Here is a 19,460-nt window from a genome sequence, read left to right as displayed (position 1 = left end):
GAATCCGGCGCCCTACCGCTAGGCGGAGTGAGTTGAGTACGCAGAACAGGCTGACGCACATCGACGAGGCGGGCGCCGCCCGCATGGTCGACGTCTCCGGGAAGGACGTCACCGCGCGCGTCGCCCGCGCCAGCGGCCGGGTCCTCGTGTCGCCGCGTGTCGTCGAACTGCTCCGGGGCGAGGGGGTTCCCAAGGGCGACGCCCTCGCCACCGCGCGGATCGCCGGAATCATGGGCGCCAAGCGCACCCCGGACCTGATCCCCCTCTGCCACCCCCTCGCCGTCTCCGGCGTCGGGGTCGAGCTGAGTGTGGCCGACGACGCCGTGGAGATCACCGCCACCGTGAAGACCACCGACCGCACGGGCGTCGAGATGGAGGCCCTGACCGCCGTCTCCGTCGCCGCGCTCACCGTCGTCGACATGGTCAAGGCCGTCGACAAGGCAGCGGTCATCACCGACGTCCGGGTCGAGGCCAAGTCGGGCGGCAAGTCCGGCGACTACGTGCGCGCCCACGGAACCGGGGCCGACGCGTGAGCGCCACACAGCCCCCGTACCGCGCCCTTGTCGTCACCGCGTCGAACCGGGCATCCGCCGGGGTCTACGCCGACAAGGGCGGGCCGCTGATCGCCGAGGCGCTGACCGGGCTCGGCTTCACCGTCGACGGCCCCCGGGTCGTCCCCGACGGGGACCCGGTCGAACAGGCCCTGCGGGACGGGGTGGCCGCCGCGTACGACGTGGTCGTCACCACCGGCGGTACGGGCATCTCACCCACCGACCGCACCCCCGAGGCCACCCGACGCGTCCTGGACCACGAGGTCCCCGGCATCCCCGAGGCGATCCGGGCCGAGGGCCGCGACAAGGTCCCCACCGCCGCGCTCTCGCGCGGTCTGGCGGGTGTGGCCGGCCGCACCCTGATCGTCAACCTCCCCGGTTCGACCGGCGGGGTGCGCGACGGGCTCGCCGTCCTGGACCGGTTGCTCGTGCACGCCGTGGACCAGCTGCGCGGCGGCGACCACCCCCGACCCGGGAGCCCGAGCTGAACGTCCCGACCTGGCCGGTGATCCTGGCGGACGGCGACGTCGCCCTCCGGCCCATCAAGCTGCGCGACCAGCGCGAGTGGCGCGAGGTCAACCGCCGCAACCGGGACTGGCTGCGCCCCTGGGAGGCGACGGTCCCCCCGCCGGCCCCGGGCGGCCCGGTCGCCCAGCGGCCCACGTACCGCCAGATGATCAGGCACCTGCGCTCCGAGGCCAACGCCGGCCGGATGCTGCCGTTCGCCATCGAGTACCGGGGCCGGCTCGTCGGCCAGCTGACCGTCGCCGGGGTGACCTGGGGTTCGATGTGCTCGGGGCACGTCGGCTACTGGGTGGACCGGGAGGTGGCCGGACGCGGGGTGATGCCGACCGCTGTCGCGCTCGCCGTCGACCACTGCTTCCAGGTGGTCGGACTCCACCGCATCGAGGTGTGCATTCGTCCCGAGAACGGGCCGAGCCGGCGGGTCGTGGAGAAACTCGGATTCCGCGAGGAGGGGCTGCGCCCGCGTTATCTGCACATCGACGGGGCCTGGCGGGACCACCTGATCTACGCGCTCACGGCCGAGGAGGTACCGGACGGGCTGCTGCGCCGATGGCACCGGTCACGCCCGGACCGACCTCAGTCTTCCCCGTAATAGCAAGTATGTTCGAATTCGATTTCGGTCTGCTGATCTGAACAATCACAAAAAAAGTCCGGGATATCGGCCGGATCGTGCGACACACCGCGCCAATTGGCGGATCCCTCCGCGCAAACCCCTCTACGGTGTGAGATGTGAGCAGCAGCGGCCTCATCTACGCAGTCATCGTCGGGGCCTGGGCCGCCTACTTGGTGCCGATGTGGCTCCGCAGGCAGGACGAGCTGAACGAAGAGCGTCCGACGGAGCGCTTCAGCACCGCCATCCGGCTGCTGTCCGGCCGGGCGGCGATGGAGCGCCGGTATGCCAAGGGGCTGCAGGAGCGCACCGAGGAAGAGGCGGCGCCCGACGCCGACCCGGACGTGAGCGCGGACCGAAGGGACTCCGCGGACGTCCGGGCCTTCGCCGCGCCTCCGGCGCACACCGAGGCCCGGGTGCACGACCCGGCCGGGCCGCCGGAACGCGCCCGGCGCAAGCGGCGCGGCACCACACCCGCGGCCCCCGTCCCCGCCCGGCGCGCGCGCCCCGGCGGAATCGACGCGGAACGCGCCCGGCGCGCCCAGCGCCACCAGGTCCTCGCGCGGCGCCGGCGCACCACCGTCGTTCTCTTCCTCGCCTTCACGCTCGGCGCGATCGTCGCGGCGGTCGGCGGCCTGCGCTTCCTGTGGGCCCCCGCGGTCCCGGCCGTGCTGCTCAGCGCGTACATCGCGCACCTGCGGCGGCACGAGCGGCGCAGGTTCGCCTTCACCATGGACCAGCGCCGCGCCGAGGTGGCGGCCCAGCGGCTCCGCGAGAACCGCCCCCGCCGCCACCAGCCCGCCGCCACGGCCCCGGCCGACACCGACGAGGACTCCGAGCCGCGCCACCCGGTCCCCGAACCCGCCCCCACGGTCTCCCCGCAGGAGGCCGGCCGCCGCGCCCTGGTCGAGCAGACGGACCATGCGGAGTGGGTCGACCAGCAGCGTGACCGCGGCCGGGTCCAGGGCGACAGCTGGGAGCCGGTCCCGGTGCCCCTGCCCACCTACGTCACCGCTCCGGTCGCCCCGCGCGCCACGGGCGGTGTCGAGGTCGGCAACCCGGAGACCTGGAGCGCGGCCCGCTCCAGCACCGCCGAGCCCGCGCACCCGGAGACCGCGACGCCCCCGGTGGACCCGGCGCCGCGCCAGCGTTCCCCGCAGTCCCGCCGCTCCCGTGACCGGGGCCGCACGCCGCTCTTCGACCAGTACGAGGACGGCGACCGCCCCCGTGCGGCCAACGAGTGACACCTCGCCGGACGGCCGTGAGCCACGCCACGGCTGACCAGCGCGGAACGGATTTCCGAGCACCCCGTCGAGAGTGCTAGAGTTTCACACGTCGCAAGGGCCTGTGGCGCAGTCTGGTAGCGCACCTCGTTCGCATCGAGGGGGTCTGGGGTTCAAATCCCCACAGGTCCACTGCAACAACGAAGGCCCTGTCCGGTCGGAAGACCGGACAGGGCCTTCGGCGTTTCCGGGCTCACTCGGTGCCGGGATCCGGCAGCCACGTCAGCGCCAGCAGCGCCGCGTCGTCGTACGTGTCGTCGGCGCTGTAGGCCTGGGCGTCGTCGAGCAGCCAGGCGAGCAGGTGCTGCGGGTCGACCGGCTGGGGATACGCGTGCTGATAGGCCGTCAGGCGGTCGGCGAGCGGGTAGAAGACTCCGGCCCTGTTCCGGGTCTCCGCGATTCCGTCGGTGTACAGCAGGAGGGTGTCGCCGGGGCGCAGCGGCATGCCGGCCGGCTGCGGGGCGTCCGCCGGGGCGGGTGCGGCCGCGAGGGCGCGCAGGCCCAGGGGGAGACCGGGGGCGGCCGGGAGTTCCCGGACCGTGCCGGCGCCCAGGACGAGGGCGGGCGGGTGGCCGCAGGAGTACGCGTGGGTGCGGCCGTCGGGCGCGGTCTCGATCAGGAGAGCGGTGACGAAAGCCTCCTCGTCGGGCAGGAAGCGGTTCAGCCCGGTGTCGAGCCGGCCGGCCAGGCGGCCGAGGGTGGGCTCCTCGTAGGCCGCCTCGTGGAAGGAGCCCAGGACCGCGGCGGCGGTGGCCACGGCGCCGAGCCCCTTGCCGCGTACATCGCCGATGAGGGCCCGTACGCCGAAGTCGGTCTCCGCCACCGCGTAGAGGTCGCCGCCGATGCGGGCGTACTGGGCGGCCGCCAGATAGCTCGCGGCCGTACGGAAGCGGCCCAGGGTCTCGGGCGGCGGGCGCAGCACCGCCCGCTGCGCGGTTTCGGCGACGGAGACCACCTTCCGCAGCCGCGCGTAGTCCTGCTCGCCGCGGCGGACCACGAAACAGCTCAGTGCGGCGATGACGCTGATCACCACCGTGGTTCCGGCCACGGAACCGATCCGTTGCGGCTCGGTCGGCAGGAGCACCCAGCGGGTCGCGGCCGCCACGATCGCCGAAGCGATGATCATCGGCGGGCGGAAGGCGAACGCCATGATGGCGGGGATCGCGACGAGGACGGAGGCGATGTGCGAGGAGGGCGGGGTGGTGAGCTGGAGGACCACCACCAGGACCAACAGGACCAGGGCCGTGCCCAGGACCACGAGTTTGGTGGCCCGTCCGGCCGGCGGCCGGGTGTCGGGCGCCCCTTCACGCGTCGGCATGTCCGCCCCTCCCGGTGATTGCGGCCGGTTCGGCAGCGCGCCGGGCCGTGGTCTCGATCCACGCCAGCTGGCGGCCGAGGCTCGTCAGCCACACCTCCAGGTCGACGGAGAGCGAGGCCGGGGCGTAGTCGGCCGGTGCCGGTGCGGGCGCTCGCGCGGGCCCCGGGTTCCCGCCGCCGACCAGGGCGGCGATCCGGTCGGCCTCCGCTTCCAGCTCCTCCGCTGTCGTACGGGCCCAGGCGGCGGGCGGTCCGGTCGGCTCGGCGGTCTGGGGCAGGCTCAGACGGGGCAGCCGGTGGGCGCCGAGGATCGTGTGGCTCGCGACGATGAGCACCGCGTGCCAGTCGGTTCCGGTTCCTTCCCGGAGGGCGGGGGCCTCGCTGCGGTACTGGGCGTACGCCGCCTCGGCGAGGCGCAGCCGGTGCAGGCTCGGGAGGGTCGGCGCCGGGGTGGGCGCGCCGGGCGAAGGGTGCATCAGCGCCTGCGCGGTGGCCGGGACCAGGCCGCCGCAGGAGTGCAGCAGCGCGGCCATGGTGCGGCGGACCTCGCGCCGGGCTCCGGCCGGCCAGGCGAGGAGCCCGCACAGCAGGCCGACCGCGCTGCCGGTGAGCACGTCGATCATCCGCGCCTCCGAGAGCCGCCAGGTGACGGGGGCGATCTGGGCGAACGCGGTGGCCACGACCAGGGTGAACCCCGCCTGGGCCCAGGCGATCCCCAGCAGCGGGCCCAGGCAGAACGCCACCGGCATCGCCGGCGCGAGCAGGGCCGCGTACACGTCGGTGTGCGTGCCGAGCCCGATCACCAGCGCGCCCGCCGCGAGGGCGCCGACGACATTGCCGGCCACGGCGCGCCGCACCGCCTGCCAGGTCGCGCCCACCGTCGTACGCCCCAGGGTCAGCACCGCCAGCAGGACCCAGAATCCGTGGGCCAGGTCGAGGGTGCCGGCCACCAGCCGGGCGGCGGCGAGCCCGAGCGCGGTGCGCACCGCGTTCTGGAAGAGCACCGACCGCAGGGTGATGTTGCCGAGGACCCGGCGCGCCCAGAGCCTCGGCGACGACAGCTCCGCGTACCAGAACTGGTCGTGCGGGACGGCCGGGCCGAGGGGCCTGCCGTGCGCGGCGATGTCGGCCGTGACCTCCACGATCCGGGCCGACTCGGCCAGTGCCATGACCCGCGACTGCCGTCTGAGCACGGCGATCGGGGGGACGAGCGCCGGCGGCCCGGAGGTGAGCCGGACGCGCTCCGCCCTGAAGTGCCGCATGGCCGCTTCGAGCGTCCCGGCCACGGGCGCCCGCTTTCCGGTGCGCAGGTAGTGCGCGCAGCCGGTGCACACCTCGGCGACCCGGTCCAGGAGTTCGGCGGAGGCCGGGTCGGCGACGTGCGGCGGTTCCTCGGCGAGGGTGGCCAGCTGGTTCAGGAGCCGGCGCACCGAGCGGCCGGCCTGGTCCAGGGCACGGTCCGTCCGCCCCGCGCTCGCGGGCTGTTCGGCCGGAGGCAGCGACGACAGCCGCAGCCGCGCTCCGGCCGCGCGCAGCGTCGCGGGGGGTACGCGGCCGGGCGAGGCCGCCTCGTCCGCGGCGGTCCGCAGCGCGTCGGCCATGCGCCGGCGGTAGGAGGGGACGGCGGGTTCGGGCAGCAGAAGGGTCTCGCACGCGACGAGGAGCAGCACCCCCGCGGTCAGCCCGAGGAGCCGGTCGCCCAGGGTGCCGGGGGCGTACGGCGGGAAGCAGGCGAGGATGTAGAAGAGCTGGAGGCCCGGCCCCGTACCCGCCGGGCGCGGTCCCCCGACGGCCGTGAAGGCGAGCAGGAACCCGATGACCAGCATGCCGCCCGCCGCGGCCCAGGTGTTCACGGCGAGCAACGTGCCCAGGGATGCCAGCACGAGGCCCGGCGGGAGGGCGCGCAGCAGGACGGAGGCCTTCTGACGGCTCGACCCCGGAACGGCGGAGAGCAGGCCCAGGGCGACGGGCGCGAAGAGCGCGTACAGCGCGGCGACCGGCCGGTCGGCGGCGTAGAGCAACGGGTAGAACCCCGCTCCCGCCGCGAGCGCCACCCGGACGCCCCGCCGGACGACGACCGGCCACCCGCTGTCGACGCTCACCCCGGCGCCCGGCAGCCACCGTCGGTCGGGCGCGGCGCGTCGCGTACCGGCAGCGGCTGTGCGCACATCCCGCGACGCTCCCTTCTCCGCCCGGACCGTGTCCCTTCCCCCACGACATTGTTGAACAGGCCCGGCCGTCGCGCTCGCGGACGATCGGCGTCGGCGGAGCGGTCAGGGGTTGTTCAGGTACGCCAGCACCGCCAGCACGCGGCGGTTGTTCGAGCCGTCGTCGGTGATGCCGAGCTTGCCGAAGAGGGAGGTCGTGTACTTGCTGATCGCGCTGTCGCTCAGGAACAGCCGCCCCGCGATCGCCTGGTTGGACAGGCCCTCCGCCATCAGCGCCAGCACCGAGTGCTCGCGCTCCGTGAGACCGCCCAGCCTGCGGTGCGACGAGCCGCTGGACAGCAGCTTCGCGATGACCGCCGGGTCCATCGCCGTACCGCCGGCCGCGACCCGTTGCAGCGCGTCGATGAACTGGTCGGCGTCGAAGACGCTCTCCTTCAGGAAGTAGCCGACCCCGCCCGACCCGTCGGCCAGCAACTCGCGGGCGTACAGCTGCTCCACGTACTGGGACAGGATCAGCACCGGCAGGCCCGGCATCTCGGCGCGGGCGGCGAGGGCCGCGCGCAGCCCTTCGTCCGTCTGCGTCGGCGGCATGCGGACGTCCACCACCGCCACGTCGGGGCGGAACTCGCGCAGGGCGGCCAGCGTCTCGGGGCCGGTCGTGGCCGTACCCACCACCTCGTGTCCGTACGCCTCGATGAGACGGACCATGCCGTCGCGCAGGAGATACAGATCCTCGGCTACAACGATTCGCATGCCACCATGATCCTCGCGCGGGTCGGCCCGCCGGCCGGACTCGTGATGTCCAGGCTCCCGTCGAAGACCGCGAGGCGCCGTCGCAGCCCCGCGAGCCCGCCGCCGTCCCGGACGGCCGCTCCGCCGCACCCGTCGTCCTCCACCTCGACGACGAGACCCGTCTCGTCCTGGGCGAGGGAGATCCGCATCCGGGTCGCACGGGCGTGCTTGACCGCGTTGGTGAGCAGCTCGGCGACGCCGAAGTACACCGCCGACTCGACGGGCGCGTCCAGCCGCCCCGGCACGTTCGCGACGACCTCCGTTTCGAGCGAGCTGTCGAGGGCGAGCGCGCGTACGGCGTCGACGAGGCCCCGGTCGTTGAGGACGGGCGGGTTGATGCCGTGGACCAGGTCGCGCAGTTCGGCCAGCGAGGCCGTGGCACCCGCCCGTGCCTCGCGCATCAGCGCCCTGGCCCGGTCCGGGTCGGTCTCCATCAGCTTCTCCACCGTCGCCAGGGACATCCCGAGCGCGACGAGCCTGGCCTGCGCCCCGTCGTGCAGGTCCCGCTCGATCCGGCGGATCTCGGCGGCCTGAGCCACCGTCGCGTCCGCCCGCTGCCCGGTGAGTTCGTCCACCCGGTCCGCCAGCGCCATCGTGGCGGACGGCCGCAGGAAGTGGACCGCGACGGGGGTGACCGGCCGCCAGGCGTACGGGGAAGAGGCGACGGCCACCAGGAGGCCCAGGAGCGCGGCCGGCGTGCCCGTACCCAGCCCGACGGCCGCCAGAACCACCCCCGCGGGTGGAACGCACGCGACGATCCCCGCCGTGAACGGGGCGATCGCGGTGAACCGGAGGTCGCGCCGGTTGGCCGGGTCCTTCCAGCGCACCCGCCACCGCTGGTCCATCAGGGCGTCGCGCCGGGTGCGGTGGTAGTCGAAGCCGTTCCACCAATAGCCGGTGGCCATGCGCGTCACCGGCGGCGCCTGCCGGTAGCCGGACGGGATCACGGTCCCGGACCAGCGGGCGACCAGGAAGCGGACCGCCCGGCACACCGGCCGTGCCAGGGCGAGCGTGCCCACGCACACCAGCACCGAGGGCCCCACCCACGACCACGGGTTCGCCGCGCCCCACGCGATGCCCCACGCCACCGCGCCCGCCCACACGGCCGGGATCAGCAGCGTGACGCCGGCGACTGCGCACGCCCGTACAAAGCCGGTACCGGCCCGTGCCGGCCACGATTCCCGCGCACTCATGTCGCCTGCCGCCTCTCCCCGTTCGTCCCGGTGCCCCACTCTGCACCGTGCGGAGGGCGCGCGGGCCCCGTCCGGGGGAGGAGTGGGTCTGGACCCACCCCGTCGTACGTCCAGGCGCATACCGCGCCGGACCGGCCATTCGTAGCGTCGTCACCATGACCAAGAAGACGAACACCCAGCCCGGGGCCCTGAAGGCCCTCGCATCGGCCCGCCTGAGCATCACGCTCTACGGGGCACTCTCCGGCGCGGCCCTGCTCGCGGTGATCGCGGTGGCGGCCACCGGCCACTCGGTGAACACCTTCATGTGGGTCCGCGCGGTCCTGCTGCCGGTGATCGCGTACGTACTCCTGCGCATCACGACCGCCGCGGCCGACGGCTCCCGCCGCGCGTTCGAGCGGATGAGCACTCTCGCGGTGATCATGCCGATCGCGATCATCGGCGTGGACCTGATCCCGGGCGTCTGCCCGCCCTGGTACGCGGCGGCCCAGGCGCTGTGCATGCTGCCGGTGATCCGGGTGGCGTTCCTGACACGCGGGGCGGCGCTGCGGACGGCGTTTCCGAAGACGGGGTGAGGGAAAGGCGGTCTCAGACCGCGCCGCCCTCCCGGAGCGGCTTCGCGTAGCAGCGGCTGCTGTCGTACGTGCGGTAGTGGCCGAACTTGCCGCAGGGGGTGTAGCCGCTGGAGAGGTACAGGGCGATGGCCTCCGGCTGGCGGTCGCCGGTCTCCAGGACCATGCGGGTGCGGCCGGCGGCACGGGCATCGGCCTCCAGGGCGGCGAGGATGCGGCGGGCGAGGCCCTGGCCGCGGCCCTCCGGTATGACGTACATCCGCTTCAGCTCGGCGTCACCGTCCGAGTAGCCCTCGTCGTTGCGCTCCTGGGCGCGCCAGCCGCCGGTGGCGACGGGCTGCTCCGACGCGTCGTACGCGATCAGGTACAGGCCGTGAGGCGGGTCGAACATCGTGGCGTCCAGCGGTGTGACATCGCCCCCATCGCCGTAGCGCTCGGCGTATTCGAGCTGCACGCGATCGTTGAGTTTGACGGCATCGGGGTGGTCGAAGGCCCGGACCTGGATATTCATGCGAAGTAGTGTACATGTATGCGGCAGTCAAGGGTCGGTATCGTGCCGGAATGCTCACTGTGACCAGCGTGAATGTAAACGGTCTCCGCGCCGCGGCCAAGAAGGGCTTCGTCGAGTGGCTGGCCGCGACCGACGCCGATGTGATCTGCCTCCAGGAAGTGCGCGCCGAGCCCGAGCAGCTGCCCGCTCAGGTGCGTGAGCCCGAGGGCTGGCACACCGTCCACGCGCCGGCTGCCGCCAAGGGGCGGGCCGGGGTCTCCCTCTACTCGCGGCGGGCCCCCGAGCGCGTGCAGACCGGGTTCGGCGGTCACGGGCAGGACGGGGGCGAGGAGTTCGACACAAGCGGGCGGTACGTCGAGATCGACCTGCCCGGCGTCACGGTCGCGAGCCTGTACCTGCCCTCCGGCGAGGTCGGCACCGAGCGGCAGGACGAGAAGGAGCGCTTCATGGCCGCGTTCCTGCCCTACCTCGTCGGGCTGAAGGCGCGCGCCGCCGCCGAGGGCCGCGAGGTCGTCGTCTGCGGTGACTGGAACATCGCCCACCAGGAGGCCGACCTCAAGAACTGGCGCGCCAACCGCAAGAACTCCGGCTTTCTGCCCGAGGAGCGCGCGTGGCTGACCCGGGTCTTCGCGGAGGCCGAGTACGTCGACGTCGTACGCGCCCTGCACCCGGACGTCGAGGGCCCGTACTCGTGGTGGTCGTACCGGGGGCGTGCGTTCGACAACGACACGGGCTGGCGCATCGACTACCTGGTGGCCACCCCCGGGCTCGCCGGGCGCGCGGTGAAGGCGTGGGTGGAGCGGGCGGCAAGCCACGGCGAGCGGTGGAGCGACCACGCGCCCGTGACCGCCGTCTTCGACCTGTAGCGAGCGGCTGCGGAACGCCCCGGCCGAGGGGTGGTGCCCCCTCTTCGGGTGCGGGGGCGCGGTCGCGCTAGGTTGGCCCGGCATCGGGCCACCTGCCGCGGCCTCCGGCGCGACGGCCGTGGGGCCGGCAGCGCCAGGCCCGTGTTCCGGCCCGGCGGTGCCGATGGCATGCCGTGCCTGCCGCACATCTACGGACGGGTGACACCGCTTGCAATTCCAGCTCCTGGGCCCCGTGGGGGTATCGCACGACGGCCGCCAGGTATCCCTCGGCTCGCCGAAGCAGCGATGCGTCCTCGCCGCGTTCCTGCTGGCCCCGGGGGTCCCGCTCTCCGTCGATCATCTGATCCAGTGCGTATGGGGCCACTCCCCGCCCCCCACCGCACGAGGCACGCTCCAGAGCTACCTGACACGTCTGCGGGGCGCCCTGCCCCCGCAGGGCGCCGACACGGCGGCGATAGAGCGCCGGGCCGGCGGCTACCTGCTCACGGCCTCTGCCGCCGACATCGACCTGCACCGCTTCCGGAGCCTGACCGTGCGGGCCCGCGACGCCGGCAGCGACGCGGAGGCGGAGCGAACTCTGGACGAGGCGCTCGGCCTGTGGCACGGTGACGCGCTTTCCGGCATCGCCGGCGACTGGGCCGAATCCGTACGCGCGGGCCTGGAGCAGGAACGGCTGGCCGCTCTGCTCGACCGTATCGACCACCGGCTTGCCGCGGGCGGGCCGGCCGGTCTCACCGAGCAGGTACGGGGCCTCGCCGCCGAACACCCGTGGGACGAGCGGATCGCCGCGCAGCTCATGACCGTGCTGTTCCGCTCCGGCAGGCAGGTGGAGGCGCTCGCTCACTACGAAGCGTTCCGGCGCAGCCTGGCGCAGGAGTTCGGCGTCGATCCCGGTGCGGCCCTGCGGCATCTGCACGAGGCGGTCCTGCGCGACGCCCCGGAGCTGGGCGGGGCACCTGCCCGGCCCCGGAAGCCGCCGCGGGCCACGTCGGACGGCATACCGGGCGACTGGACCGTGCAGTGCCAACTCCCCTTCGCCGTCCCGGGGTTCGTGGGCCGGAGTGGGGCGATACAAGAACTGGAGACCCTGTTCACGGCGGCGGCGCGGGGGGAGACCACCGCACCCGTCGTCATCACCGGCACGCCCGGTGTCGGCAAGACGGCGCTGGCGGTGCACCTCGGTCATCGTCTGCGGCAGGCCTTCCCCGACGGGCAGTGGTACGTGCGGTTGCTGGGCGCGGGCGACCGCCCCCGCGATCCGTCCGAGGTCCTGGCGGCTCTGTTGCAGGCCTCCGGTCTGGACGTGGCCACCATTCCGGAGCCGTTGGAGGACCGGGCCGCGGTCTTCCGTGGCCGGCTCACCGGCCGCCGGGTCCTCATCGTGCTCGACGACGCGGCGGACGCCGAACAGGTCAGGCCGTTGCTGCCCGGCACCGCGGGGGTGGCCGTGCTGGTCACCAGCCGTTTCGAGCTGCGCGGTCTCGGCGTCAGCCATGCCGCGCACGCCGTCCGGCTCCAGGTGCTGGACCGGGAAGAGGCGCACACCCTGCTGTCCGGCGTTCTCGGCGAGGACCGGGTGGCCGCGGAGCCGGAGGCGTCCCGACGCCTCGCCGAGCAGTGCGCGCGGCTTCCGCTGGCCCTGCGGATCGCCGCCGCCAATCTCGCGGCCCGGCCCGGACGGTCGCTGGAGGCCTACGCCGCCGACCTGGACAGCGACGGGCGCCTGGCGAAACTGTCCATCGCCGGTGACCGCCGGGCCGCGGTCCGTACCGCCTTCGACGACTCCCTCGCGTTCCTGGACCCGTCCGCGGTCCGGCTGTTCGCCCTGCTCGGCCTGCACCCCGGACCGGACTTCGGCGCGGAGGCCGCTGCGGCTCTGCTGGGGGACGAACCGGCCGTGGCCGAGGAGCTGCTCGACGTGCTGGCCGACGCGAGCCTGTTGCAGCGCAGTGCGGCAGACCGCTTCCTCTTCCACGACCTGCTGCGGCTGTACGCGGCGGAGCACGCCGCGGCGCAGCCCGCGCACGAGGCGGCGTGGCAGAGGCTGTGCGACTGGTATCTCGCCACCGCCGAGGCCGCCACCGCCTTCGAGTACACGGGCGTCGCGCAACTGCCCCGGGAGCGCGCCGCCTCCGGACGGTTCGCCGACCGGAAGCAGGCCCTGGGGTGGCTCGACCAGGAACTCGCGAACCTGGTCGCCGTGGTCGGCCGCGCTGCCGCGACGGGCCCGCGTCACATCGCCTGGCAGCTCGCCGACCAGCTGCGCATGTACGTGTACTACCGGCACCACCGGGTCGAATGGAAGGCGATGGCCACCGCCGGCCTGCGCGCCGCCGAGGCCGCGGGTGACCCCCTCGCGCGGGCGGCGATGCTCCAGAGCCTCGGAGTGCTGGGCCATCACACCGAGGACCAGGGGCGCAATCTGGACCACTTCCTCGGCGCCCTGGAGGGCTACCGCACCGCCGGATTCGTCCCCGGCCAGGCGAGCGTCATGTCCAACCTGGCCGTCTACTACGGGCGTCGCGGTCAGATGCGTCAGGCAGGGGAATGGCAGGAACGCGGTGTGGAACTGCTCCGCGGCCTCGACCGCCCGGTACTCCTCGGTATCGCCCTCAACGTCGTGTCCCTGATCCACTCCTACCTCGGCGAGTGGGAGCAGGCCGTCGAGCGGGGGAGTGAGGCCATCGAACTCTCCCGGAGTCACGGGCAGACGATGGGCACCATCAGCCCGCTCGTCAACCGGGCCATAGCCCACCACGGCCGGGGCGACTACGAGGCGGCGCTGGCCGACGGAACCCTGGCCCTGCGCCTGTCCCAGGAGCACCGCAAGCGCCGCAACGAGGCGGATGCCCAAGAGATTCTGGCGCGCACGCACCGGGACACCGGCCGCCTCGACCTGGCCCGCCCGCTCGCGGAGAAGGCGCTGGCGTTCGCCCGTGAGACGGCGGATCCCACCGCGCTGAGTGACTGCCTGCTCAATCTCGGCGAAGTGTCGCGCCTCGGTGGCGAGTTGCCGCAGGCGGCGGCGCACCTGGAGGAAGCGCTGGAGATCGCCGGCCGCTCGGGCTTCCGGCACCAGGAGGCGGACGCCCGTACCGGCCTCGCCCGGGTGCGGTATGCGGAGGGCAACGCCGAGGCCGCCGCGGAGCTGGCGGAAGCCGCCCTGGCGGCCGCCGGGGAACTGGGTCTGCGACCGGTGGCAGACCGCGCCCGCACCATCCTGGCCGCTGCCCGAGGGCCGGGGTGAGGCGGGAACCCCCGTGCCTCGCCTCACCCCGGCCCTCGTTCAACTGCTCATGAACAGCGACGACGGCTCAGTGATCGTTGTAGAAGTCGCCGTAGCTGTCGTCGCCCTTGGCCCAGAACCTGAGGAAGACGTAGTTCTTCTCGTCGAGGTTGTACTTTCCGCCGTCGCTGGCCCGGTGCGTCTTGCACGTGCCGTAACCGCTGCTGACGGTCATGGTGTACCCGGCGTCGGTGTAACCGTCCTCGCTGACCTCGACGGTGGCGGACTTCCCGTCCTTCGCGGTGTCGCACACCGAGATGATGTCGCCGTACTCCTCGACGTACACGCGCGCGCCGGAGCTGGGGTTGGGGCTGTAGGGATTGAAGATGTGGTCCCAGTCGATGCCGGGCTCGGTCTGGGCGGAGGCGGTGGCGCCGCTCATCATGAGGGCGGCGGCGGCCAGCGCGGTCGCGCCGGCGAGTATCCGCCCGATACGAGGCTTCACAGGGTGGCTCCTTCTGCGAGAGAAACCGTGCGGAGCGGGCTGTGCCGCGTGCCGCACGGAAAGCGGTGGGGGGACGCCGGACGTGCCGGGCCGACCCCGGGTCACGGGATCCCCTCCGCACTGATCGACTCGGGCGACGGCACGTGCCTCACCGCACGGGCTCTGGACACCGTGTGGCATGTGGCCCTGACGACCGCCCGCTCCCCGGGACACTGCCAGCGTCCTGCTGCAAAAATCCTGCAGAACGCCTGCAGACCGGGCGCGGGGCCGCTTACTGCTCCTCCGGCTCCGGTTTCTCCCGCCGCAGCCGCCGGTCCAGCGCCATCGACAACTCCGCGTCCATCACCGCGCGGGCCAGCGGCCGGAGTTGGGGCGGTTCCGGGTCCGTCTCCGCGCCGTACTCCTGGAGGACCGACACGAACAGGTCCGCCAGCGCCTCCGCGTGTTCACGGACCCGGCGGCCGGTGGCGAGGACCGAGGCGAGGGGGACGCCCTCGCGGACCAGCTCCGCCGACACGTCCAGCAGGCGGCGGCTGATGTGGACGATCGCCGCGCCGTCCGTCCCCAGGTAGCCCAGCTCCATCGCCAGCGCCAGGTTCTCCGGCGTGGACTCGCCCCCGAAGTAGTCCGCGAGCTGCTCCGGTGTGAGGCGGACCGGGGTCTCCTCGGACGGTTCGCCCAGGCCCAGCACCTCCGCGACGTCGCGCCCGCTCTCGAAGGTGCGGGCGAGGTCGGCGATGCCGGTGAGGGTGTGGCCGCGTTCCAGGAGACCGGTGATCGTGCGCAGGCGGGCCAGGTGGTGGTCGTCGTACCAGGCGATGCGGCCCTCGCGGCGGGGCGGTGAGATCAGGCCGCGCTCCCGGTAGAAGCGCACGGTCCGGACGGGGATGCCGGCCTCCTTGGCCAGCTCCTCCATGCGGTACTCGCGGTGCTCGCGTCCCTCTGCCACCCCCGCACCCTATCCGCCTCCCCGGCGCCGGGGCCCCAGGTTGTACCGCGGGTAACTTTCCTTCGCCCGCCCCCTACCCATCGGTACGAAGCTGCTCTACCCTCCCAACAATGCCAGTGATTGCTGGCAGAGTCGTGTGACGTACCGCGGGAGGCGGCAGCATGGCCCAGCACGAGCATGTACGCGTGGCGGTGATCGGATCCGGATTCGGGGGCCTCGGGGCCGCGGTCCGGCTGCGACGCGAAGGCATCACCGATTTCGTGGTCCTGGAGCGCGCCGGTTCCGTCGGCGGCACCTGGCGCGACAACAGCTACCCGGGCTGCGCCTGCGACGTACCGTCCCACCTGTACTCCTTCTCGTTCGCCCCCAACCCCGAGTGGCCGCGCACCTTCTCCGGGCAGGAGCACATCCGCGCCTACCTGGAGCACGTCGCCGACACCTTCGGGCTCCGTCCGCACCTGCGCCTCAACCACGAGGTGAAGCAGATGCGCTGGGACAACGACGAATTGCACTGGGTCATCGACAGCGCCAACGGCACCACGATCGTCGCCGACGTCGTCGTCTCCGCGACCGGGCCGCTCTCCGACCCGAAGATGCCCGACATCCCAGGGCTCGCCGACTTCCCCGGCAAGGTCTTCCACTCCGCCCGCTGGGACCACGACGCCGACCTCACCGGCAAGCGCGTCGCGATGATCGGCACCGGCGCCTCCGCCATCCAGATCGTGCCCGCGATCCAGCCCAAGGCCGGCAAGCTCACCCTCTTCCAGCGCACCCCACCCTGGGTCATGCCCCGCATGGACCGGAAGATCAGCGGCGCCGAGCGATGGCTGCACCGCGCCCTGCCCGCCACCGGCACCGCGCGCCGCGGACTCCTGTGGGGTATCCGGGAGTTGCAGGTCAGCGCCTTCACCAAGCACCCCGACCAGCTCGGCCTGGTCGAGCGGATAGCCAAGTCCAACATGGCCCGGTCCATCAAGGACCCCGCCCTGCGCGCCAAGCTGACCCCCTCGTACCGCATCGGCTGCAAGCGCATCCTGCTGTCGAGTACGTACTACCCAGCCCTCGCCCAGCCCAATGTCGACGTCGTCGCCTCCGGCCTCGCCGAGGTCCGCGGCTCCACCGTCGTCGCATCGGACGGCACCGAGGCCGAGGTCGACGCGATCATCTTCGGCACCGGCTTCCACGTCACCGACATGCCGATCGCCGAACGCGTCGTCGGCGCCGACGGGATCACGCTCACGGAGTCCTGGAAGGACGGCATGCAGGCGCTGCGCGGCGCCAGCGCGGCCGGCTTCCCGAACTGGATGACCATCATCGGCCCCAACACCGGGCTCGGGAACTCCTCGATGATCCTCATGATCGAGTCCCAGCTGAACTACATGGCCGACTACCTGCGGCAGTTGGACGTCCTCGGCGGCAAGGTCGCCCTCGACGCCCGCCCCTCCGCCGTCGGCGCCTGGAACCGCCGCGTCCAGGAGCGCATGAAGCGCACCGTCTGGAACACCGGCGGCTGCAACAGCTGGTACCTCGACGCCAACGGCCGCAACACCACTGTCTGGCCCGGCACCACCGCCGAGTTCCGCAAGGCCACCCGGACCGTCGACGTCTCCGAGTACCAGGTCCTGCGCCCGGCCCTCCCGGCCCAGCGCACCCCCGGCGAGACCGTCTCCGAGGAGGCCGTCCGATGAGCCGTCCGCTGCCCGTCGCCGGGCGCCGGCCCGTCGCCGCCCGCGAACTCCTCGCCGTCTCCGCCGACGGCTCCCGCATACACGTCGAGATCCACGGCCAGGACGGCGCGCCCGCCGTCGTCCTCTCCCACGGCTGGACCTGCAACACCAGCTTCTGGGACGCCCAGATACGGGACCTCGCCGTCGACCACCGCGTCATCGCCTACGACCAGCGCGGCCACGGCACCTCACCCGCCGCCGCCCGCGACGGCTACAGCACCGACGCGCTGGCCGACGACCTCGAAGCGGTCCTCGCCGCGACCCTCGCCCCCGGCGAGAAGGCCGTCCTCGCCGGGCACTCCATGGGCGGCATGACCATCATGTCCGCCTCCCGCCGCGCCAAGCTGCGCGAGCACACCGCCGCCGTCCTGCTCTGCAGCACCGGCAGTTCCCGGCTCCTGGCCGAGTCGCTGGTCGTGCCGATGCGCGCCGGAGCCGTACGCACGCGGCTCACCCGCGCCGTACTCGGCGCCCGCGCCCCGCTCGGCCCGGTCACGCCGGTTTCGCGGCGGATACTGAAGTACGGGACGATGGGCCCCGGTTCGGCCCCGGACAAGGTCGACACCTGCGCCCGTATCGTGCACGCCTGCCCCCGGCTGCCGCGCGTCGCCTGGGGTCAGGTCCTCGCGGAGCTGGACCTCGACGCGGGCGTACGGGAGTTGCGAGTGCCCACCGCCGTCATCGCGGGTACGGAGGACCGGCTCACGCCGCCCGTCCACGCCCGCGCCATAGCGGCGGCGCTGCCCGACTGTCTGGGGCTCACCGAGCTGACGGGCATGGGGCACATGACTCCGGTGGAGGCGCCGGAGGTGGTCACGGCGAGGATACGCGAACTGGTGACCACCTACCTGCCGGTCGTCCCGGACCGGAACACAGCGGGCCCGACGGACGTCGGACACGTCGAGGACAACGCCGAGGGCAAGGAGGAGGTCGCATGAGCGGCAGGGGAAGTCTCGAAGGACAGGTCGTCGTCGTCACCGGCGCCGCCCGCGGTGTCGGTGAACTGCTCGCCCGCAAACTCTCCGCCCGCGGCGCGGTCCTCGCCCTCGTCGGTCTCGAACCCGACGAGCTGAAGAAGGTCTCCGCCCGCCTCCACGGCGAGAGCGACCACTGGCACGCCGACGTCACCGACCACGAGGCCATGGCCCGCGTCGCCCAGGAGGTCAAGGCTCGCTTCGGCAAGGTCGACATCGTCGTCGCCAACGCCGGCGTCGCCACCGGCGGCCCCCTCGTCGACTCCGACCCCGTCGCCTGGCGCCGGGTCATCGAGGTCAACCTCATCGGCGGCGCGGTGACCGCCCGCGCGTTCCTGCCCGTCCTCATGGAGAGCCGCGGCTACTTCCTCCAGATCGCGTCCCTCGCCGCCATAACGCCGGCCCCGATGATGAGCGCCTACTGCGCCTCCAAGTCCGGCGTCGAGGCCTTCGCACACAGCCTGCGCGCCGAAGTCGGCTACCGGGGCGTGAAGGTGGGCGTCGGCTACCTCTCGTGGACCGACACCGACATGGTGCGCGGCGCCGACGAGGACGACGTCATGCGCGACCTCCGCCAGCGCCTGCCGTGGCCCGCGAACCGTACGTACCCGCTCGGCCCCGCCGTCGACCGCATCGTCGCCGGCATCGAGCGCCGCTCGCCCCACGTCTACGCCCAGTGGTGGCTGCGCGGCATGCAGTCCGTACGCGGCTATCTGCCCTCCCTCATCGGCGTCGTCGGCCAGCGCGAGATGCGCCGGTTCGCCCCCCGCCTGGAGGGCATGAGCAAGGGCCTCGTCGGTGCCGGGGGCGCCGCTGACCAGGGCGAACGCGCCGCGCGCACGGAGTGTGAGTGATCGACATGCGGAGCGTGGCCGGCCGTGTGAATCTGGTCGAGGCCCCACCGGGGCCGACCCCCACGCACCACATAGGAGTGAACAGCATGGGCATCGCCGACCAGTTCAAGGACAAGGCCAAGGACCTCGCCGGGCAGGCGCAGGACCAGGCGCAGGACCGCCAGCGCCAGGGCCAGGGCCGCGACCGCGCGAAGGACGCGTCCCAGCAGGGCCGCGACCGCGCCAAGCAGGCCTCGCAGCAGGGCCGCGAGCGCGCCCAGGGCGCGACGGACGAGGTGCGCGAGCGCTTCGACCGGTAACGGTCGCGCGGTGACGCCGAGGGGCGCACCCGGATTCTTCCGGGTGCGCCCCTTCGCGTGCCGGAAGTCAGGGACGCGGGCGCTCCCGGGGCTCGGCCGGACCCCGGAACGGCAGCGTCCGGCTGAGCACGAGGTTGGTCGTCGTGCTCCCGAACTCGGCCAGCTCGTCCACGATCTCCTCCAGGTGTGCCATCGAGGTGGCCGCCACCTTCAGGACGTAGCAGTCGTCCCCGGTGGTACGCAGGCACTCCAGGATCTCCGGGCGCTCTGCGAGCATCCGGCGCAGCGGCTCGTGCCGGCTGCCGGGATATTTCAGCCGGACCACCGCCAGCGCCACGTATCCGGTCCGCTCCAGGTCCACCTCCGCCCGGTATCCCGTGATGATCCCGGCCGTCTCCAGCCGCCGCACCCGCTCGGTCGCCGCCGACGCGCTCAGGTTCACCCGCCGCGCCAGCTCCGTGAAGGCGATCCGGCCGTCCCGCTGGAGCTCGTCCAGGATCGCCCAGTCCGTCGCGTCGAGATTCCCGGTCATCCGGTCAGA

Annotated in this window: 19 protein-coding genes and 1 tRNA gene; 12 read left to right on the top strand and 8 right to left on the bottom strand. The window is 73.2% G+C overall.

What is annotated here, in order from left to right; all coding sequences use genetic code 11:
• The first annotated feature begins 32 nt into the window (after positions 1–32).
• The 5 genes from moaC (at position 33) to EAO73_RS30830 (ending at position 3,101) form a co-directional block, all read left to right on the top strand.
• Positions 33–533 carry a cyclic pyranopterin monophosphate synthase MoaC gene (gene moaC / locus EAO73_RS30850; protein ID WP_147974805.1) on the top strand — a complete coding sequence of 167 codons (501 nt, stop codon included), beginning with the start codon at positions 33–35 and terminating at the stop codon, positions 531–533.
• The gene (locus tag EAO73_RS30845; protein WP_147974804.1) at positions 530–1,039 is read left to right on the top strand and encodes a molybdenum cofactor biosynthesis protein B; all 510 of its coding nucleotides are present in this window, start codon (positions 530–532) and stop codon (positions 1,037–1,039) included. Before moaC ends, EAO73_RS30845 begins: the two co-directional genes overlap by 4 nt.
• A gap of 17 nt (positions 1,040–1,056) precedes the next feature.
• Entirely contained in the window at positions 1,057–1,668 is a 612-nt protein-coding gene (locus EAO73_RS30840) for a GNAT family N-acetyltransferase (protein WP_147974803.1), read from the top strand.
• Positions 1,669–1,805: 137 nt separating this feature from the next.
• Positions 1,806–2,930 carry a gephyrin-like molybdotransferase receptor GlpR gene (glpR, locus tag EAO73_RS30835; RefSeq protein ID WP_147974802.1) on the top strand — a complete coding sequence of 375 codons (1,125 nt, stop codon included), beginning with the start codon at positions 1,806–1,808 and terminating at the stop codon, positions 2,928–2,930.
• Positions 2,931–3,027: 97 nt separating this feature from the next.
• A tRNA-Ala gene (locus EAO73_RS30830) sits at positions 3,028–3,101 on the top strand.
• A 61-nt stretch (positions 3,102–3,162) separates the two neighbouring features.
• Here the strand turns inward: EAO73_RS30830 and EAO73_RS30825 are convergent.
• From EAO73_RS30825 to EAO73_RS30810, 4 genes are all read right to left on the bottom strand, one after another.
• Entirely contained in the window at positions 3,163–4,287 is a 1,125-nt protein-coding gene (locus tag EAO73_RS30825; protein WP_147974801.1) for a PP2C family protein-serine/threonine phosphatase, read from the bottom strand.
• Positions 4,274–6,388, bottom strand: a complete 2,115-nt coding sequence (locus tag EAO73_RS30820) for an FUSC family protein (RefSeq protein ID WP_147975398.1) — start codon at positions 6,386–6,388, stop codon at positions 4,274–4,276. Before EAO73_RS30820 ends, EAO73_RS30825 begins: the two co-directional genes overlap by 14 nt.
• Before the next feature lie 171 nt (positions 6,389–6,559).
• A complete protein-coding gene (locus tag EAO73_RS30815) occupies positions 6,560–7,207 on the bottom strand; it encodes a response regulator transcription factor (protein ID WP_147974800.1) in 648 nt (215 codons plus the stop codon).
• On the bottom strand, positions 7,192–8,439 hold the full coding sequence (locus EAO73_RS30810) for a sensor histidine kinase (protein WP_147974799.1): 1,248 nt from the start codon (positions 8,437–8,439) through the stop codon (positions 7,192–7,194). Before EAO73_RS30810 ends, EAO73_RS30815 begins: the two co-directional genes overlap by 16 nt.
• A 155-nt stretch (positions 8,440–8,594) precedes the next feature.
• Between EAO73_RS30810 and EAO73_RS30805 the strand changes: the two genes are divergently transcribed.
• On the top strand, positions 8,595–9,011 hold the full coding sequence (locus EAO73_RS30805; protein ID WP_147974798.1) for a hypothetical protein: 417 nt from the start codon (positions 8,595–8,597) through the stop codon (positions 9,009–9,011).
• 13 nt (positions 9,012–9,024) lie between these two features.
• Here the strand turns inward: EAO73_RS30805 and EAO73_RS30800 are convergent, their stop codons facing one another.
• Positions 9,025–9,519: a GNAT family N-acetyltransferase gene (locus EAO73_RS30800; RefSeq protein WP_147974797.1), complete on the bottom strand. Its 495-nt coding sequence runs from the start codon at positions 9,517–9,519 to the stop codon at positions 9,025–9,027.
• Between the two features lie 50 nt (positions 9,520–9,569).
• On the opposite strand from EAO73_RS30800, the gene EAO73_RS30795 reads away from it, so the two are divergent.
• Together EAO73_RS30795 and EAO73_RS30790 are read left to right on the top strand one after the other, a co-directional pair.
• Positions 9,570–10,385, top strand: a complete 816-nt coding sequence (locus EAO73_RS30795) for an exodeoxyribonuclease III (RefSeq protein WP_147974796.1) — start codon at positions 9,570–9,572, stop codon at positions 10,383–10,385.
• 208 nt (positions 10,386–10,593) lie between these two features.
• On the top strand, positions 10,594–13,632 hold the full coding sequence (locus EAO73_RS30790) for an AfsR/SARP family transcriptional regulator (RefSeq protein WP_147974795.1): 3,039 nt from the start codon (positions 10,594–10,596) through the stop codon (positions 13,630–13,632).
• A gap of 67 nt (positions 13,633–13,699) precedes the next feature.
• Here EAO73_RS30790 and EAO73_RS30785 read toward each other — a convergent pair whose 3' ends face one another.
• Both EAO73_RS30785 and EAO73_RS30780 read right to left on the bottom strand, forming a co-directional pair.
• Positions 13,700–14,116, bottom strand: coding sequence for a hypothetical protein (locus tag EAO73_RS30785; RefSeq protein WP_147974794.1), 417 nt, complete (start codon positions 14,114–14,116; stop codon positions 13,700–13,702).
• 271 nt (positions 14,117–14,387) lie between these two features.
• Positions 14,388–15,032, bottom strand: coding sequence for a MerR family transcriptional regulator (locus EAO73_RS30780; RefSeq protein WP_147975397.1), 645 nt, complete (start codon positions 15,030–15,032; stop codon positions 14,388–14,390).
• Positions 15,033–15,226: 194 nt separating this feature from the next.
• Between EAO73_RS30780 and EAO73_RS30775 the strand changes: the two genes are divergently transcribed.
• The 4 genes from EAO73_RS30775 to EAO73_RS30760 all read left to right on the top strand — a co-directional run bounded on the left by EAO73_RS30775 (position 15,227) and on the right by EAO73_RS30760 (position 18,919).
• Positions 15,227–16,753: a flavin-containing monooxygenase gene (locus tag EAO73_RS30775; protein ID WP_147974793.1), complete on the top strand. Its 1,527-nt coding sequence runs from the start codon at positions 15,227–15,229 to the stop codon at positions 16,751–16,753.
• Entirely contained in the window at positions 16,750–17,730 is a 981-nt protein-coding gene (locus tag EAO73_RS30770) for an alpha/beta fold hydrolase (RefSeq protein ID WP_147974792.1), read from the top strand. Before EAO73_RS30775 ends, EAO73_RS30770 begins: the two co-directional genes overlap by 4 nt.
• Complete coding sequence (locus EAO73_RS30765; RefSeq protein ID WP_147974791.1) at positions 17,727–18,620, top strand: SDR family oxidoreductase; 894 nt, start codon at positions 17,727–17,729, stop codon at positions 18,618–18,620. Before EAO73_RS30770 ends, EAO73_RS30765 begins: the two co-directional genes overlap by 4 nt.
• A gap of 86 nt (positions 18,621–18,706) precedes the next feature.
• Positions 18,707–18,919, top strand: coding sequence for a hypothetical protein (locus EAO73_RS30760; RefSeq protein WP_147974790.1), 213 nt, complete (start codon positions 18,707–18,709; stop codon positions 18,917–18,919).
• Positions 18,920–18,986: 67 nt separating this feature from the next.
• Here the strand turns inward: EAO73_RS30760 and EAO73_RS30755 are convergent, their stop codons facing one another.
• Positions 18,987–19,451, bottom strand: a complete 465-nt coding sequence (locus tag EAO73_RS30755; protein ID WP_147974789.1) for an Lrp/AsnC family transcriptional regulator — start codon at positions 19,449–19,451, stop codon at positions 18,987–18,989.
• Between the last annotated feature and the right edge of the window lie 9 nt (positions 19,452–19,460).

Source organism: Streptomyces sp. col6 (genome assembly GCF_008042035.1).
In the GTDB taxonomy this organism is placed as follows: domain Bacteria; phylum Actinomycetota; class Actinomycetes; order Streptomycetales; family Streptomycetaceae; genus Streptomyces.
The sequence above is the reverse complement of the archived record's forward strand: the minus strand, read 5'-3'. Positions and strand labels throughout refer to the sequence as shown.

What these genes read in the sequence shown, in the direction of transcription:
- EAO73_RS30825 (WP_147974801.1), bottom strand. Translation starts at nt 4,287, where the DNA reads ATGCCGACGCGTGAAGGGGCGCCCGACACCCGGCCGCCGGCCGGACGG.
- EAO73_RS30815 (WP_147974800.1), bottom strand. Translation starts at nt 7,207, where the DNA reads ATGCGAATCGTTGTAGCCGAGGATCTGTATCTCCTGCGCGACGGCATG.
- EAO73_RS30810 (WP_147974799.1), bottom strand. Translation starts at nt 8,439, where the DNA reads ATGAGTGCGCGGGAATCGTGGCCGGCACGGGCCGGTACCGGCTTTGTA.
- EAO73_RS30805 (WP_147974798.1), top strand. Translation starts at nt 8,595, where the DNA reads ATGACCAAGAAGACGAACACCCAGCCCGGGGCCCTGAAGGCCCTCGCA.
- EAO73_RS30800 (WP_147974797.1), bottom strand. Translation starts at nt 9,519, where the DNA reads ATGAATATCCAGGTCCGGGCCTTCGACCACCCCGATGCCGTCAAACTC.
- EAO73_RS30795 (WP_147974796.1), top strand. Translation starts at nt 9,570, where the DNA reads ATGCTCACTGTGACCAGCGTGAATGTAAACGGTCTCCGCGCCGCGGCC.
- EAO73_RS30780 (WP_147975397.1), bottom strand. Translation starts at nt 15,032, where the DNA reads ATGGAGGAGCTGGCCAAGGAGGCCGGCATCCCCGTCCGGACCGTGCGC.
- EAO73_RS30775 (WP_147974793.1), top strand. Translation starts at nt 15,227, where the DNA reads ATGGCCCAGCACGAGCATGTACGCGTGGCGGTGATCGGATCCGGATTC.
- EAO73_RS30770 (WP_147974792.1), top strand. Translation starts at nt 16,750, where the DNA reads ATGAGCCGTCCGCTGCCCGTCGCCGGGCGCCGGCCCGTCGCCGCCCGC.
- EAO73_RS30765 (WP_147974791.1), top strand. Translation starts at nt 17,727, where the DNA reads ATGAGCGGCAGGGGAAGTCTCGAAGGACAGGTCGTCGTCGTCACCGGC.
- EAO73_RS30760 (WP_147974790.1), top strand. Translation starts at nt 18,707, where the DNA reads ATGGGCATCGCCGACCAGTTCAAGGACAAGGCCAAGGACCTCGCCGGG.
- EAO73_RS30755 (WP_147974789.1), bottom strand. Translation starts at nt 19,451, where the DNA reads ATGACCGGGAATCTCGACGCGACGGACTGGGCGATCCTGGACGAGCTC.